At 36.9% G+C, this 15,504-nt stretch carries 16 protein-coding genes; 12 read left to right on the top strand and 4 right to left on the bottom strand.

Annotation, left to right across the window (positions count from 1 at the left end):
- The 9 genes from hisC (at position 1) to H4J76_RS14270 (ending at position 7,185) form a co-directional block, all read left to right on the top strand.
- Positions 1-1,107 carry a histidinol-phosphate transaminase gene (hisC, locus tag H4J76_RS14310; RefSeq protein WP_182222473.1) on the top strand — a complete coding sequence of 369 codons (1,107 nt, stop codon included), beginning with the start codon at positions 1-3 and terminating at the stop codon, positions 1,105-1,107.
- Position 1,108: 1 nt separating this feature from the next.
- Entirely contained in the window at positions 1,109-2,191 is a 1,083-nt protein-coding gene (gene hisB / locus H4J76_RS14305; RefSeq protein WP_182217517.1) for a bifunctional histidinol-phosphatase/imidazoleglycerol-phosphate dehydratase HisB, read from the top strand.
- Positions 2,191-2,814, top strand: a complete 624-nt coding sequence (gene hisH, locus H4J76_RS14300; RefSeq protein WP_231907369.1) for an imidazole glycerol phosphate synthase subunit HisH — start codon at positions 2,191-2,193, stop codon at positions 2,812-2,814. Before hisB ends, hisH begins: the two co-directional genes overlap by 1 nt.
- Positions 2,811-3,548 carry a 1-(5-phosphoribosyl)-5-[(5-phosphoribosylamino)methylideneamino]imidazole-4-carboxamide isomerase gene (gene hisA, locus H4J76_RS14295; protein ID WP_182204062.1) on the top strand — a complete coding sequence of 246 codons (738 nt, stop codon included), beginning with the start codon at positions 2,811-2,813 and terminating at the stop codon, positions 3,546-3,548. The genes hisH and hisA overlap by 4 nt, the downstream gene beginning before the upstream one ends.
- Before the next feature lie 61 nt (positions 3,549-3,609).
- Complete coding sequence (hisF, locus tag H4J76_RS14290) at positions 3,610-4,386, top strand: imidazole glycerol phosphate synthase subunit HisF (RefSeq protein ID WP_182230854.1); 777 nt, start codon at positions 3,610-3,612, stop codon at positions 4,384-4,386.
- Positions 4,380-5,000 (top strand): bifunctional phosphoribosyl-AMP cyclohydrolase/phosphoribosyl-ATP diphosphatase HisIE, encoded by a 621-nt coding sequence (gene hisIE / locus H4J76_RS14285; protein WP_182217514.1) that lies wholly within the window; start codon positions 4,380-4,382, stop codon positions 4,998-5,000. Before hisF ends, hisIE begins: the two co-directional genes overlap by 7 nt.
- Positions 5,001-5,150: 150 nt before the next feature.
- Positions 5,151-6,035: a hypothetical protein gene (locus H4J76_RS14280; protein ID WP_259377149.1), complete on the top strand. Its 885-nt coding sequence runs from the start codon at positions 5,151-5,153 to the stop codon at positions 6,033-6,035.
- A 147-nt stretch (positions 6,036-6,182) separates the two neighbouring features.
- Positions 6,183-6,479, top strand: coding sequence for a DUF6559 family protein (locus H4J76_RS14275; protein WP_182217512.1), 297 nt, complete (start codon positions 6,183-6,185; stop codon positions 6,477-6,479).
- A gap of 244 nt (positions 6,480-6,723) precedes the next feature.
- Complete coding sequence (locus H4J76_RS14270; RefSeq protein ID WP_182217510.1) at positions 6,724-7,185, top strand: GNAT family N-acetyltransferase; 462 nt, start codon at positions 6,724-6,726, stop codon at positions 7,183-7,185.
- A gap of 106 nt (positions 7,186-7,291) precedes the next feature.
- Here the strand turns inward: H4J76_RS14270 and H4J76_RS14265 are convergent, their stop codons facing one another.
- Together H4J76_RS14265 and adk are read right to left on the bottom strand one after the other, a co-directional pair.
- On the bottom strand, positions 7,292-7,693 hold the full coding sequence (locus H4J76_RS14265; protein WP_182217508.1) for an MAPEG family protein: 402 nt from the start codon (positions 7,691-7,693) through the stop codon (positions 7,292-7,294).
- 214 nt (positions 7,694-7,907) lie between these two features.
- Positions 7,908-8,552, bottom strand: a complete 645-nt coding sequence (adk, locus tag H4J76_RS14260) for an adenylate kinase (protein WP_182217507.1) — start codon at positions 8,550-8,552, stop codon at positions 7,908-7,910.
- A gap of 688 nt (positions 8,553-9,240) precedes the next feature.
- Here adk and H4J76_RS14255 point away from each other — a divergent pair.
- The 3 genes from H4J76_RS14255 (at position 9,241) to H4J76_RS14245 (ending at position 12,552) form a co-directional block, all read left to right on the top strand.
- Positions 9,241-9,666: a hypothetical protein gene (locus H4J76_RS14255; protein WP_182230853.1), complete on the top strand. Its 426-nt coding sequence runs from the start codon at positions 9,241-9,243 to the stop codon at positions 9,664-9,666.
- 51 nt (positions 9,667-9,717) lie between these two features.
- Complete coding sequence (locus H4J76_RS14250) at positions 9,718-11,859, top strand: ATP-binding protein (RefSeq protein WP_182215402.1); 2,142 nt, start codon at positions 9,718-9,720, stop codon at positions 11,857-11,859.
- 246 nt (positions 11,860-12,105) lie between these two features.
- Positions 12,106-12,552: a DUF255 domain-containing protein gene (locus H4J76_RS14245; protein WP_182215404.1), complete on the top strand. Its 447-nt coding sequence runs from the start codon at positions 12,106-12,108 to the stop codon at positions 12,550-12,552.
- A 66-nt stretch (positions 12,553-12,618) separates the two neighbouring features.
- Here the strand turns inward: H4J76_RS14245 and htpG are convergent, their stop codons facing one another.
- On the bottom strand, positions 12,619-14,580 hold the full coding sequence (gene htpG, locus H4J76_RS14240) for a molecular chaperone HtpG (RefSeq protein ID WP_070376215.1): 1,962 nt from the start codon (positions 14,578-14,580) through the stop codon (positions 12,619-12,621).
- Positions 14,581-14,758: 178 nt separating this feature from the next.
- Entirely contained in the window at positions 14,759-15,364 is a 606-nt protein-coding gene (recR, locus tag H4J76_RS14235; RefSeq protein ID WP_070376214.1) for a recombination mediator RecR, read from the bottom strand.
- Positions 15,365-15,504 lie beyond the last annotated feature (140 nt).

Here is a 15,504-nt window from a genome sequence, read left to right as displayed (position 1 = left end):
ATGTCAACAATAGCTGATAAACTTGCCCGTGAGGAACTTGTTGATATGGTGCCATACCAATCAGCAAGGCGACTTTATGCAAGTGGAAGTGACACATCGTCTGCGAATAGTAATAAAATTTGGCTTAATGCCAATGAAGCATCAGGTCCAGGGATATATGCTATAGATAGCAATTGCATTAACCGCTACCCTGATTTTCAACCTGACAACTTAATCAATGCTTATAGTGAATATGCCGGATTGTCCCCTGCTAATATTCTTGCTACACGCGGTGCTGATGAAGGTATTGAACTTATCATACGTACCTTTTGTAAAGCCTATCAAGACAGTATTTTAATTTGTCCACCAACATATGGTATGTATGCGATTAGCGCAGAGAATCACGGCGCAAATATAATGCGCGTACCGCTAGTTGATAACCAACTTAATATTGAGGCTATAAAAGCTCAAGTGGGTAAAGTTAAAGTTGTTTTTTTATGCTCACCAGGTAACCCAACGGGTAATGTATTAACCACAGATTCAATTCGAACCGTACTTGAGATGTTTGGTGATAGCGCAATTGTTGTTGTTGATGAAGCTTATATTGAATTTAGTCCTGAAAATAGTACCGCAAGCTGGTTAAAAGATTACCCGCAATTAGTGATTCTTAGAACGTTATCAAAAGCATTTGCCTTAGCGGGTTTACGCTGTGGCTTTACTTTAGCTAATGCTGATATTATTACTATGCTGAGTAAGGTTATCGCCCCTTACCCTATCTCTGCACCAGTAGCAGACATTGCCAGTAAAGCATTAGCAAAATTAGCGCTTGAACAAGTAAGTATCCGTGTTCAAGAAACGGTGATTTTACGTCGCCAATTATTTGATTGGCTGAAAGACCAAGACTGGTGTGCTAAAGTTTTTAACAGTGATGCAAACTTTATTTTATTTCGCGCCGTAGATACTGACACTAAAAACTTTATTTTCGATTGCCTAAAACAACAAGGTATTTTAATTCGCGACCAATCTGCGCAACAACAATTAGCCGATTGTTTACGTATTAGCATAGGTAGCGAACGTGAATTATCGCTCCTAAAACAAACGATTATTAATGCAGTAAAAGAGATATAAAATGCTCAATACAAAAAAACAAAACATACTATTTATCGACAGAGATGGCACTTTAATTGAAGAACCTGTTTCTGATAAGCAAGTAGATACACTTGAAAAATTGGTTTTTGAGCCTGACGTTATTCCAGTGTTATTAGCACTACAAAAAAAGGGTTTCCGCTTAGTTATGGTGTCAAACCAAGATGGCTTAGGAACGACTAGTTATCCACAAGCCGACTTTGATTTACCTCATAACAAGATGATGGATATTTTTTCCTCACAAGGCGTTATATTTGACGATGTATTACTTTGTCCGCATTTTGACAATGAAAATTGCAGTTGTCGTAAGCCTAAACTTGGCTTAGTAAGTGATTACTTACAGCAAGGAAAAGTAAACTTCGAAAACTCTTTTGTGATTGGCGATCGTGATACCGATATACAACTTGCTGCTAACATGGGTATTCGCGGTATAAAATATAACAAAGAAAGCTTAAATTGGTTGGCAATTTCAGCACAATTATTGAACCAACAAGAACGTGAAGCTAAAGTTGTTCGTACCACTAAAGAAACCAATATTAACGTTGCGGTGAATTTAGATAAAGTCGGTACAGTAAAAATTAACACCGGATTAGGCTTCTTCGATCACATGCTTGAGCAAATTGCTGCCCATGGTGGTTTTTCATTGGAGGTCAGTGTCGATGGTGATTACCACATTGATGAGCACCACAGCGTTGAAGATACCGCTCTGGCACTTGGTCAAGCACTAAGGAAAGCATTGGGCGACAAACGTGGTATCGGTCGTTTTGGCTTTGTTCTGCCGATGGATGAATGTCGGGCTGAATGTTCTATCGATTTATCGGGTCGTCCGTGGCTTGAATTTGATGCTGATTTTACTGATAACCGAGTAGGCAATATGTCGACGCAAATGGTTTCACACTTTTTCCGTTCACTTGCTGACTCTATGGCTATTACCCTGCACCTTTCAACAACCGAAGGTAATTGCCATCACCAAGTAGAGAGTTTATTTAAAGTGTTTGGTCGAGCATTACGTCAAGCCATTACGGTAAGTGGTGATGTGCTACCTAGCACAAAAGGTACCCTGTGATGTCTGTTGAAAAAGCAATGATGAACGTTATTGTTGATACTGGTTGTGCCAATCTTTCTTCGGTTAAGTTTGCTGTAGAACGTTTAGGCTTTCAAGTGACCATCACTGACGATATTACTCTTATTAAAAATGCCGACAAAGTGATACTGCCAGGTGTTGGCACAGCAAAACATGCTATGGCAAACATTCGCGCGAAAGGACTGGTTGAAACCTTGCAAAACTTAACTCAACCCGTGTTGGGCTTTTGTTTAGGTATGCAGTTAATGTGTGACTCGTCAGTAGAAAGTAGCGATGGCAAAAAAGTTGACTGTTTAGGTATTATTCATACCGATATTATACCGCTCAATGCTGAAAATAATAGATTACCGCATATGGGCTGGAACACATTAACATCTGTTGGCGATCACCCGGTATTTAAAGGCATAAATATAGGTGACTACTTTTACTTTGTTCATAGCTTTGCCGCGCCAATAAGTGAATACACCTTAGCAACTTGTCAATATGGCTCTAGCTTCTCCGCGGTGATTGCCAAAGATAACTTCATTGGCTGCCAGTTCCATCCCGAGCGTTCAAGTAAATTAGGTAGTAAAATCATTAAGAATTTTTTGGAGTTAGCCCTATGATGATCCCAGCAATTGATTTAATCGATGGCCAAGTTGTACGATTATTTCAAGGTGATTACAGCCAAAAAACTAATTACCAATACACAGTGCAAGAGCGCCAACAAGCCTATGCTAAGTCAGGGGCAACCGTAATGCACTTCGTTGATTTAGACGGTGCTAAAGACTCAACAAAGCGTCAACTTGAAACCTTAAAGACCGTAGTCAAACATCCAACGATGACGATTCAAGTAGGTGGTGGAATTCGTTGTGAAGACGATGTTAAACAGCTACTGGCATTAGGTGCAGACCGTGTAGTCATTGGGAGTTTAGCGATTAAACAACCTGAACTTGTGACTCAGTGGTTAAAAACCTATGGATGTGAAAAAATTGTCTTAGCACTAGATATTAAAATTGATGCTGCTGGCAATAAAACACTCCCTACACACGGTTGGATTGAGGACAGTGGCGTTAATTTAGAAGACCTACTTGCTCAATACCAAAACGCTGGCATCAAACACGTACTTTGTACTGATATCAGTAAAGACGGTACGTTAACAGGCACCAATGTAGATTTGTATCGCGAGGTTTGCGCAAAATATCCTGACATCCAATGGCAAGCTTCAGGGGGTATTGGCAGCCTTGACGATATTAAGGCTTTAATTCCAACTGGTGTCAGCGGTGTTATTTTAGGTCGTTCGTTACTTGAAGGTAAATTCACACTTGAGGAGGCGATTGCATGCTGGCCAAACGCTTAAATTATGGGCTTGAAACCGTGAGTTTTTTATTGTCTAAGCAAAGTACAAAGGTTGAAGTTTTATGTTAGCAAAAAGAATTATACCTTGTCTCGATGTACGTGATGGCAAAGTTGTTAAAGGTGTCCAATTTAGAAACCATGAAATTATTGGTGATATTGTACCACTCGCCCAAAAATACGCAGCCGCAGGTGCTGATGAATTAGTTTTTTATGATATTACCGCCAGCTCAGATAATAGAGTGGTTGATAAAAGCTGGGTTAGCCGTATTGCTGAAGTCATCGATATTCCTTTTTGTGTTGCTGGTGGAATAAAAACAGAGCAAGACGCAAAAGAAATCTTAATGATGGGCGCGGATAAAATATCAGTGAACTCCCCTGCCTTGCGTGACCCTAATTTGATTTCTCGTTTGGCTGATGTTTTTGGTCAGCAATGTATTGTTGTCGGCATTGACAGTTTTTATGATAAAGATACAGGGTTGTATCAAGTTTATCAATTTACTGGAGATGAAAATCGCACCCAACAAACCAAGTGGACAACCTTTGATTGGATCAAAGAAGTTCAGCAACGTGGTGCAGGTGAAATCGTTTTAAATTGTATGAATCAAGATGGTGTTCGCCAAGGATATGATATTGCGCAATTACAAAAAGCACGTGCGGTGTGTAATGTTCCTTTGATAGCATCAGGCGGTGCCGGTGAAATATCGCATTTCGCTGACGTTTTCAAACAAGCCGATGTAGATGGCGCACTTGCTGCAAGTGTTTTCCATAAAGGTATCATTGAAATAAACCAATTAAAACAAACATTGAAGAATCAAAATATAGAGATAAGATTATGCTAGTTACCCTAGAGAACATTAATGAATTAGCTTGGGCTAAAATGGAAAGCTTAATACCAGCAATTATTCAGCATCAAGATACGGGTGCCGTTTTAATGCAAGGTTATATGAATGAAGCATCCCTCAAAGCAACATTAACAACGGGTAAAGCGACGTTTTTTAGTCGTTCAAAACAAGCACTTTGGGTGAAAGGTGAGACGTCAGGAAACTTTCTCAATGTTAGCCAGGTTCTAACCGATTGTGATAACGATAGTTTGTTAATTGCTTGTCGACCTATTGGACCAAGCTGTCATTTAGGAACTGAGTCATGCTTTCCAGAACAAAAATTAACGCAGCAAAACTTCCTTAGCGAATTAGAGCAAGTGATTGCTAGTCGTAAAGGTTGCGATCCTGAAAGCAGTTATACCGCGCATTTATTTTCGCGAGGCACCACTAAAATAGCACAGAAAGTGGGCGAAGAAGGCGTTGAGGTTGCACTTGCTGCGGTTGCTGAAACCAAAGAAGACTTACTCGGTGAATGTGCTGATTTGTTTTACCACACACTCGTCTTACTTCAAGATAAAAACATTGAAGTATCTGAGGTGATGGCAGTACTACAAAAACGACATAACAAATAAGCTGAGTTAACTTTAAGATAGTTGTTTATAAAACGCTTTATCAACAGCTATCTTTCTTTAATTAAGCGGCTATACTCAATTTTACGTCTAAGGATAAATAATTTAGAAAAAGATTTTTATACGCGCCCGACATAGAGTTATTTAACACTCATGATATTAAAAATATTTACAAAATTAATCACTGTTCTTATGCCCTTGCTCTTTATACAGAGTTCATTATTTAGTCCCCTTACAAAAGCAGAAGATATCTTAATCTTCATTCGTGATGATGTTTACCAAGATTATATGACCTTCTTAAATGGTCGGGATGTGCATACAATTAAAAATTTTTCAGGAAAAAATATTCGCCGCGATGTTGTCGATATGATTATCGCCCAGCAAGCTTTAAAAATAGGTGGTTTTGAACAGAGCTTCAAATATGCAACAGGTAAAATTAACTTTAGAAATACTAAGATGTTGGCATCAGGACGCTTACTCATTAGTTTTGACTCTTATTGGCTTGCTGATGCCAAAGCACTTAATGACAGTGTTTATACTTCTGATGCAGTTATCCGACAAGGCGAATACATTGCCGGTATATACACCAGCCCAAGTAATAATGCTGTTTTAGCTATAACAGAACTCGATGACCTGCAAAAATTTACTGCCGTTTCTACCCCAAAATGGCGTACTGACTGGCAAACGTTAAAGTTATTGTCTTTAAAAGAGCTGATCCAAGAAGATGAGTGGCTCAGCCAAGCTCGCATGGTAAACCTAGGTTGGATAGACTTCTTATTAATGCCTTTTAATTCGACACCCGATCAATCCTTTACAATGGATAAAATTCATTTAGTGCCGGTAAAAGGTGTTGCTATCGAGCTCAAAGACAGTCGCCACTTTGTTATTAGTACAAAACACCCCCACGGAAAAATCGCATTTAAAGCCATTAATATCGGGTTAAAGAAATTACGAAGTCAACATAGAATTGTACAAGCTTTTACACAAGCCGGTTTTTTTGTAAGCCCTGACAAAGTCAAAATATTAAACCTAAACTAATGTTTGTACTATCTGCATATTATGTCCTACAGCCCTTATTAAACATCATAAAAAATTCAGTAATTCATTATTTTAATTGACATTTACAGAGAAAAGCGTATATTTTTCCAGCAGAAAATGGATGTTAAAAACAGCTAAGGAATAGCAATGTTTAAATACTGGTCAATAAAAAGTTATGGCACAAAATTATTGCCAACACTAGAACGTGATTTTGGGTGCAAAGAATACTATACTGCTGCTGAAATTCGCATAACAATTTTTAAAAATAACTTCTCCCCCACCTACTTACCTTTAGGTTACATACTCTTTCTTGATGAGATTTCTTTAAAAGAAACGATGTATATCGAGTTCCCTCACATAGATGTTAATCAATATCGACAAGAAATTTCAAATTATTTAATCAGTAAAAGTTATCATGGCTACTTACAGGTACTTCACCACTAAATCTAGGTATTATGCCAATATGACTCATTATTTGAGGACGTCTACCGATGAAACTAGCTATTAATCAGTTAGATATTTAATATTTATAATACCTCACTATTAAAGTCAGTAAGCTTATCTTGAGCATTGGCTTTGCTAATAAAGTAAACCTGCTAATTAATAAAATGGGTGTTATTAACTTTACCTAGTAGATAAATCATGAAAAAATAAACTGTTTCCTGATAATCAAAATAGGTAAGGTTTAATGAAAGTAGCTTGGCAAGTGAAGCATTTTAAAGCGCTCAATATCGATGAACTGTATGAAATATTAAAGCTTCGTATTGATGTTTTTGTGGTTGAGCAAACTTGTTTTTATGCTGATATTGATGATGTTGACCGGCACGAGGATACGGTTCACCTCTTTTGTTACCTAGAGGGTAAGATTGCTGGTTACTTGCGTATTTTAGCAAAAGGCCAAAGTTACCGCGACTATATTGCTATTGGCAGAGTTATTGTTGCCAGTCATGCGAGAGGGACAGGTTTAGGTCACCAGTTAATGGCTGAGGCGTTAACCGTTTGTCAGCAATATTTTCCAGATCAACAAATTAAAATATCAGCCCAAGAGCACCTTGAAAGCTTTTATGGCAATCACGGTTTTGAACGTGTTTCTGCTATGTATCTTGAAGATGATATTCCGCACATCGCCATGTTAAAAGTTGATCAATAAATAAGCAGATATTTTAAACCGTTATTACAAGCGTAGCGCTCAAATAAGCATTGCAGTATTCATGCTTATTTGAGTTATATATAACCTCAAAAGAGGGTAGTACTCGCTAAACTGCAGTAATAAATAAGCGGATATTTTCAACGGCTAGAATAAGCATAACAAGGAATAATGATAACATGCCTATTTGACGCTGCTTAGAAACCCCAGTAGTTTTTGAAAGTCCTACGGCGTGCAGAATACGGCCAATAAATAATATCGCACCTAAAGCGTGCAGTACTATCGGGCTTGCCCCGTTAACCTCATAAATACCCAACATTATCAACGCCATAGGAATATACTCAGCAAAGTTACCATGTACACGAATTGCTTTGGCAAGGGGTTGATGACCACCGTCACCAATACCGGCTTTAAACTGTAAACGTAGGCGAATAATATTGATGGCTAAACCAACAAATAAAAGCGCCAACAAACTCGTGTAGAGGCCTGTTATCGATAAACTTACTACCATGAAATTTCTTCTTATATTTATAGATGAGGGAATATAGTTTACGTTTTAAAATTAATTTTGATAGCCTAAAAGGCCATTTTTTTAAGAAAAATTACCCTGTCTATTTTTCACAGCCAATAAAAACAAAAAAATTCGCCGAAGCGAACTTTTTGTTAGGTATTTATAAGCTCGTTATTAGTTACTTGTTAATAAAGGGCTTATAAAATCAACCGAATTAATTTAATTCGTTAGCAAGTAAAGCACTGACTTCTTCTACAGGCTTAGTGCCGTCAATCGTTAAATACGAACATGCACCCGCTTTTGCTTCATCTTGATAGTAAGCCACTAATGGTTTAGTTTGCTCATGGTAAATGCCCAGGCGTTTGCGGACTGTGGCTTCTTCATCATCAGGACGAATAGACAAGTCTTCACCGGTATTGTCATCTTTACCTTCAACTTTAGGCGGATTATAAACTAAATGATAAACACGACCAGAACCGGCATGAACACGACGACCACTCATGCGATCAACAATGACTTCATCAGGAACATCAAATTCAACGACACTGTCAACTGAAACGCCGTTATCTTTCATCGCATCTGCTTGTGGAATTGTACGAGGAAAACCATCAAGCAAAAAACCTGCTTTACAATCATCTTGTGCAATACGTTCTTTGACTAAACCAATAATCAGATCATCAGAAACTAATTGCCCAGCATCCATCACTGCTTTAGCTTTATTACCCAGGTCAGTACCTGCTTTAATAGCAGCACGTAACATGTCACCCGTAGAAATTTGTGGAATACCAAATTTAGCCATTAGGAATTGTGCTTGAGTGCCTTTGCCAGCGCCCGGAGCACCTAATAAAATAATGCGCATAAAATATTGCCTTATATGTTTAATATACTAATTAGGCTGTTGTACTGGTGTCAAAACGTCTCGAATATAACAGCCAAATGAGTATTTTTTCGATTGTGCAACACTATACAAGTTCAATTGTAGTCAGACAAGTAGCATTACCGCTCTATCATCAAAAAAGGCACTAAAAAGCTATTTTTTATACTAAAGTCTATGGAGTTATCGAGGTGATATAAGGCATTTAAAGATAATACCCCAAATTATAATCAACAAAGAGACAAGCAAATAAGGACTAATGAGTCTTACTTACTATAAAGAAAAAACTTGCGATAAAAATATAATCTCCTAGCACTTGGGTAATAAGTAAATTTAAATGACCCTTTTCTACTGTGAGATTTCCATAGATACGCAATACGTTAACCATGTAGCTTAGAGCAGCCAAAAAAATGATTAAACACTCAGTGCCTTACCTTTATTAGGATCAGTAAAGGTAAAGCTTGCGTTGTAACCTACTGATGAGTCATTGTGGTTGAGTGTAAAAAATTAATTTATTCACACTCAATATATTTTATATATAAAATAAAGCGTTAAGCATACTTTTAATAACCGCTTCTAGGTGGTTACCCCTATTGCTTGTTGACAGTATTAACTATATAAATTTATGTGGTAATAATAAGTAGTTCCGCGATCAGCCTTATGGAAAGCAGCAATGAATCAGATACATAGATGTTGTAGAAACTCTTTTTTTATTATTATATTTTACCTTGTCGCGAATTTATTAACGATAACTTCTGTTGTAGCACAAGACATAGTGGGTGAAGATGTTGATGAAATAATAAGTTTGTTAAACCAACAACAATATTCAACAGACTATTTTCAAGAAAAATTATTGCCTCGCCTGGCCAGTATTGATAACGATAACCAAAAAATAAACTTATTGATTCAATCTTGTGTTTATAGCATGTTTGCCGATCAATACAGTGAGGTAAAAATTTGTAGTCAACGTCTCAGTATTTTAGCCGTGCAGATTAAAAATAAAAGTGCGAAAAATATTGCCGCTATTTATTTAATCGTTGGAGAAGTAAACTTACAAGACTCATCCGACGTCGCACATAAAAAATTAAGTACACTTTAGCCAACATTAATAAGCAAGCGCGCAAAAATTCATTATGATATAGCCTTAGCCATGACAGCTATTAGAGAAGATTTTCCTATTTTAGAAAATCAGATACTGCGTAATAGCCTGCAAAAAATAATCGGACAATCAAATTATTCTTTCGAAGAATTTGCCATGCTTTGGGCACTCTCTGCTATTTCTAAAGATGCAAATGAATATGTTAATTTAACTCTGCGGTTATTACGCTCATCAAACAAACATAATTACGTTATTAATAAAGCGTCTTTTCTATATAATTTACAATGGCATTTAACCGGTGTTAACGAAATTATTATTGCCAATCGTGTGGCTAATGAGTTACTAAAACTCGCCAAAGAAGAAACAGATGAAAACAGTAAAGTGTTACTTTTATTAGCCTACTTAGATAATAAAGCACGGCTTAAAGAAAATGTTCCTACTGAAACAATAAGCTATATAAAATCAGTTACCACTGATGATGTATTTTGGCAGGCTTGGTTAAATACTGTCTTGTCATTTTATTATGCAACTGAACAAAACGAGCAAATGTCACGGTATTATTTCGATGTAGCAAAGCACTACTTTGATGCTCAACCCGACTTAGCTACCCCTGATGAATTTATAGAAATTGAATCAATACTCGCCTTTAACAGTAAGGACTATAGCAAGGCAAAAGCTTTGCAAGATAAATTTTGGTGGAAAAAATACTTAACAATAAAAACCAACCAGCAAAATAATATTATTGATGTTAGAAATACCCTCAAGAAAGTCATTGATGAAGAACAAAAAAGCAGAATAGTTGTCGAACAACTGTTATTGAAGTCTGAACAAGCCAGTATCACATTGGCGACGGTATTATTTATTATTTTTATCTTAGTTATCTTTCAATACAAAATGTATTTAAAACTAAAACATGAAGTAGAAACAAGAGTTAAAGCTGAGGTCGGTTTGCGTGAGGCAAAATCATTGGCAATAGAAGCTAAGATAGATGCGGAAAAAGCAACGATGAAAGCTGAAAAGGCGAATCAAGCTAAAAGCGAGTTTTTATCAAACATGAGTCATGAGATCCGCACACCAATGAATGGTGTTTTAGGCTCACTACAAGTATTAAAACAAGAAAATTTATCTGACTCATCAAAAGAATTAGTTGATATCGGCATTATTTCCTCTAAAAATCTCATTACAATTATTAATGATATTTTAGATTTATCTAAAATCCAATCAAACAATATTAGCTTAGAATCGCTGCCAACCAACATTGGTGAACTGTTCAAATCTATTATTTTAGAACTGTCTTTTTTAGCAGAGCAACAAGGTATTACCTTAATTTTTACTATAGAAGAAGATCTTTGTACTTACTGGTTAACGGACCCGATAAGGTTAAGACAAATTATTGTAAATTTAATTTCTAATGCGCTTAAATTTCCCCCTAAAGGTGAAGTTAGCATAACGCTTATGGAGAAAGATGAGAAAGTGGTTTTCGAAGTCAAAGACACGGGAATTGGATTATCACCCGCTCAAATTAAAAAACTTTTTATCCGTTATGAACAAGCAGATACTTCCACAACAAGAAATTATGGTGGTACGGGTCTAGGTCTGTCTATTGCCAAGCAATTAACAAACTTGATGGGGGGTGACATTAACGTCATTAGTGAAGAAAATGTTGGCTCTATTTTTAGTGTGGTATTGCCATTAAAGAAAACTACGTTGAAAAGTCATAGCAAGTTAGCATTGAAAAAAACGCAAGCCCCACAGGCACAGGGATTCGATATTCTATTGGCAGAAGACAACAAAATAAATCAAAAAGTATTTAATGCTGTTATACGCCCGACTAAAGCAAACATTCGTATTGCAAATGATGGCATAGAGGCAATAGCAGAAATCGGCAAACTAATACCTGATTTAATTTTTATGGATATTCAAATGCCAAATATGGATGGCGTTGAAGCGTGTAAGGCGATTAAAAAAAGCAATCCAAATATCCCAATTATTGCCTTAACGGCGAATGTTATGGCCCACGATATTAAAAAGTACCGACAAGCAGGATTTGATGATTGTTTAGGCAAGCCCATTGACGTTCAGGAAATTTATACACTATTGCAAAAATTTTTAACAAGTGCCCAGACCAATAAAGCCAGTGATATTGATAACGGTTCTTTAAAAATTAACGCCATTACCTATAGAGAGAAGTAACTTATGGTTACTACATGCTTAGTTAACTTTTAATGCCTTTAGGCTGCAAATAACCGATACGATAATGCCAATTTTATGGTGAGATAAGATAATTGTTATAGGTCAAAATAACAGGCTCTGCTAGCGTTCATCTTGATATTGCGTTGAGTATTAACGTTCAGCTTTAAATTAATGAACTCAAATGAAAGCATATACTTAGATAGTGGGTCTAGTGGGTACTTGTTCAATTATATTATCGAAAAGCCCATGAATAAATTTTTTATAGCAATAATTGCCGCCATTATTTTAATACCTAGCCTCTATGCGGGTATTTCATCAACTTTATATACCACTCAAGTTGAATGGCATAATTATCAAGACGCGCGTGCAATGGACTCAACAAAACCAATTTTTGTCTTTGCTAAAATGCGCTTTTGTACAACCTGTGCAGCAATGGAAAAAGATGTTTTTACAGATCCCGCTCTAGCTAAAATATTGAATGAGCAGTTTATTCCTGTTAGAGAAACTATCAACTTTATGCTTTCAAGTTTTGTTTTTGACGATCTTAAAGATAACAAAGGTGAGCAGCTTACTTTTAGAGGATTTCCAGCGGTGATGATCGTTCGCGGTGACCAATATTCCTTGAGTCATGGTTATAAAAGTGTTGAGCAACTACAAACACTGTTAAATAAAGCCACAAATAAAGTAGACTGAATTAGATATAAAAAAGGAGCCGAAGCTCCTTTTTTTTTAATCTGTACACTAAGAAATATTAAAAGCTTACTTAGTAAGGCTCAACATTAATTTGTTTAAACGTGCAACAAAACTTGCTGGGTCTTTTAAGCTACCACGCTCAGCTAACATCGCCTGTTCAAACAATACTTGCGTCCACTGATTGAATTTTTCATCATCAGTTTCATTAGCAACATGTTTTACTAACTCATGCTCTGCATTGATTTCGAAGATAGGTAATGCGTCAGGTACTTCTTGTCCAACTGATTGCATAAGCTTCATCATTTGGCTGCTCATGTCGTGCTCATCGGCAACGATACAAGCTGGAGAATCAGTTAAACGTTGCGACAATTTAACATCTTTCACTTTACCAGCTAATGATGTTTTAATACGGGTAACAACAGAATCGAACTCTTGCTCAAGTTTTTCTTGTGCTTGTTTTGATTCTTCATCTTCCATATCACCTAGGTCTAAACCACCACGCGTGACCGATTGTAATTGCTTGCCATCAACTTCTGTTAAGTGGCTCACTAACCATTCATCGATACGGTCAGACATTAATAATACTTCAATGCCCTTTTTACGGAAAACTTCTAAATGTGGGCTGTTTTTAGCCGCTTCAAAGCTGTCTGCAACAACATAGTAAATCTTTTCTTGTCCTTCTTTCATACGTTCTACGTATTCAGGAATTGAAACACTTTGAACCGCAGTATCATGCTCTGTTGAGGCAAAGCGTAATAAGTTTGCAACTTGCTCTTTATTACCTTGATCTTCTGCTGGGCCTTCTTTCAATACTTGACCAAACTCGTTCCAAAATGACTGGTATTGCTCTTTGTCTTTTTTACCTAGTTTTTCAAGCATTTTAAGTACGCGTTTAGTACAGCCTTTACGGATCGCTTGGGTAATTTTGTTATCTTGTAAAATTTCACGAGAAACGTTTAATGGTAAATCATTTGAATCTAATAAACCTTTTACAAAACGTAAATATGTAGGCATAAACTGTTCAGCGTCGTCCATTATAAATACGCGTTGAACAAATAGCTTTAAACCATGTTGTTTTTCACGGTTATGCATGTCAAATGGCGCTTTGCTTGGAATATAAAGTAATGATGTATATTCAGTTTTACCTTCTACTTTATTGTGCTCCCAGACAAGTGGGTCGCCAAAGTCATGTGATACATGCTTGTAGAATTCTTTATATTCGTCATCAGAAACTTCTGATTTTTCACGAGTCCACAATGCAGTGGCTTTATTGACAGGTTCCCATTTGGCAGGTACTTCAGCAACGGCTTCAGCAGCTGGAACAGTAACATTGTCTTCGTCATCTTTAACTTCAGCAACGGCTTCAACACCAGGAACTGCTGGTGTTAGCATTTCAACAGAAACAGAAATATGATCTGAGTACTTAGTGACTATTGATTTTAAACGCCAATCGTCAGCGTATTCTTGCTCTTCTTCTTTTAAGTGAAGAATAATATCGGTACCACGATTAGTCTTTGAAATTTTAGCGGTGGTGAATTCACCTTCGCCAGCACTTGTCCATTCAACACCTTCGGATGCATCAACACCAGCAGCGCGAGAACGCACAGTTACTGAGTCTGCAACGATAAATGCTGAATAAAAACCAACACCAAATTGACCAATAAGTTGTGAGTCTGAAGCTTGATCGCCAGAAAGTTGCGAGAAAAACTCAGCCGTACCTGATTTAGCGATAGTACCTAAATGATCAATAATTTGATCATGCGTCATACCAATACCATTATCAGAAATGGTAAGCGTATTATTTTCTTTATCGCAACTAACACGTACGCGTAAATCACCATCACCTTCGTATAGATCAGCATTTGATAGTGCGTTAAAGCGAAGTTTGTCAGCAGCATCGGCCGCATTTGACACTAACTCACGTAAGAAGATTTCTTTGTTTGAGTAAAGTGAATGGATCATTAATTTAAGTAATTTAGCGTTATCAGTTGCAAACTGATGATTTTCTTTTTGGCCTGTTTCTGACATTTGAAATATATCCTACATTTATCGGTGTTTAAAAGAGAACATGCAAATATGATGCTCACGTTGATAGATAACATGTGGGGCTAAGAGAAATTATTTCAAGGGAATGTGATGTTTCTTAGGTAAAATAAATTTAAAAATATGCTTTGAATATGTGTTCAAAGCATAAATTTACTCAAGATTAGAATGAATAGCTCTTACGTCCTGATAAAGCATGAGATAAGGTGTTACCGTCAACATATTCAAGTTCACCACCAACAGGCACACCATGGGCAATTCGAGAAATAACCACTTGATATTTTTTAGCCAGTTCGGCAATAAAATGTGCGGTAGCTTCTCCTTCAACCGTTGGATTGGTTGCTAAAATAATTTCCTTAAACTGATCTGTCGCCAGCTGTTTCTCTAATATATCTAAGCCAAGATCATCCGGTCCAATACCATCTAGCGGCGATAAGTGCCCCATTAAAATAAAATAACGTCCTTGAAACTCCCCGGTTTGTTCTATAGCAATAACATCACCTGGACTTTCAACAATACAGAGCTGCTGGTTTATAAGCCGCTTAGCACTTTGGCAAATTTCACAGGTATCATCTTCAGTAAAATTTCGGCATTGTGAACAATGACCAATATTTTCCATCGCCACTTTTAATGTACCCGCAAGCTTAGCGCCGCCAATACGATTACGTTCAAGTAAATGAAACGCCATACGCTGCGCCGATTTAGCGCCAACACCCGGTAAACATTTAAGTGAATTGATTAATTCTTGAACCAGTGGACTAAATTTCATAACAACCTTAAAACAATGTTTAGCTAATTTTCAACGCAGGCAGTTTATCAGTTGAAGCATAAAAACCAAGATAAATTATTCTCTCGTCACTAAAAATAATACGCTATGATAGTCCAAGAATAATTATCAAAACGAATCGC

It is taken from the genome of Colwellia sp. BRX9-1 (assembly GCF_014077195.1).
Lineage (GTDB): Bacteria > Pseudomonadota > Gammaproteobacteria > Enterobacterales > Alteromonadaceae > Colwellia_A.
Note: the sequence above shows the minus strand (reverse complement) of the source record. Positions and strands in the feature narration are given on the sequence as shown.

Excerpts from the sequence above, each read along its gene's own strand:
- hisA (WP_182204062.1), top strand. The coding sequence starts at position 2,811 with ATGATGATCCCAGCAATTGATTTAATCGATGGCCAAGTTGTACGATTA.
- adk (WP_182217507.1), bottom strand. The coding sequence starts at position 8,552 with ATGCGCATTATTTTATTAGGTGCTCCGGGCGCTGGCAAAGGCACTCAA.
- recR (WP_070376214.1), bottom strand. The coding sequence starts at position 15,364 with ATGAAATTTAGTCCACTGGTTCAAGAATTAATCAATTCACTTAAATGT.
- hisF (WP_182230854.1), top strand. The coding sequence starts at position 3,610 with ATGTTAGCAAAAAGAATTATACCTTGTCTCGATGTACGTGATGGCAAA.
- H4J76_RS14265 (WP_182217508.1), bottom strand. The coding sequence starts at position 7,693 with ATGGTAGTAAGTTTATCGATAACAGGCCTCTACACGAGTTTGTTGGCG.
- H4J76_RS14275 (WP_182217512.1), top strand. The coding sequence starts at position 6,183 with ATGTTTAAATACTGGTCAATAAAAAGTTATGGCACAAAATTATTGCCA.
- H4J76_RS14250 (WP_182215402.1), top strand. The coding sequence starts at position 9,718 with ATGACAGCTATTAGAGAAGATTTTCCTATTTTAGAAAATCAGATACTG.
- hisIE (WP_182217514.1), top strand. The coding sequence starts at position 4,380 with ATGCTAGTTACCCTAGAGAACATTAATGAATTAGCTTGGGCTAAAATG.
- hisB (WP_182217517.1), top strand. The coding sequence starts at position 1,109 with ATGCTCAATACAAAAAAACAAAACATACTATTTATCGACAGAGATGGC.
- hisH (WP_231907369.1), top strand. The coding sequence starts at position 2,191 with ATGTCTGTTGAAAAAGCAATGATGAACGTTATTGTTGATACTGGTTGT.
- H4J76_RS14280 (WP_259377149.1), top strand. The coding sequence starts at position 5,151 with ATGATATTAAAAATATTTACAAAATTAATCACTGTTCTTATGCCCTTG.
- H4J76_RS14245 (WP_182215404.1), top strand. The coding sequence starts at position 12,106 with ATGAATAAATTTTTTATAGCAATAATTGCCGCCATTATTTTAATACCT.
- hisC (WP_182222473.1), top strand. The coding sequence starts at position 1 with ATGTCAACAATAGCTGATAAACTTGCCCGTGAGGAACTTGTTGATATG.
- H4J76_RS14270 (WP_182217510.1), top strand. The coding sequence starts at position 6,724 with ATGAAAGTAGCTTGGCAAGTGAAGCATTTTAAAGCGCTCAATATCGAT.
- H4J76_RS14255 (WP_182230853.1), top strand. The coding sequence starts at position 9,241 with ATGAATCAGATACATAGATGTTGTAGAAACTCTTTTTTTATTATTATA.
- htpG (WP_070376215.1), bottom strand. The coding sequence starts at position 14,580 with ATGTCAGAAACAGGCCAAAAAGAAAATCATCAGTTTGCAACTGATAAC.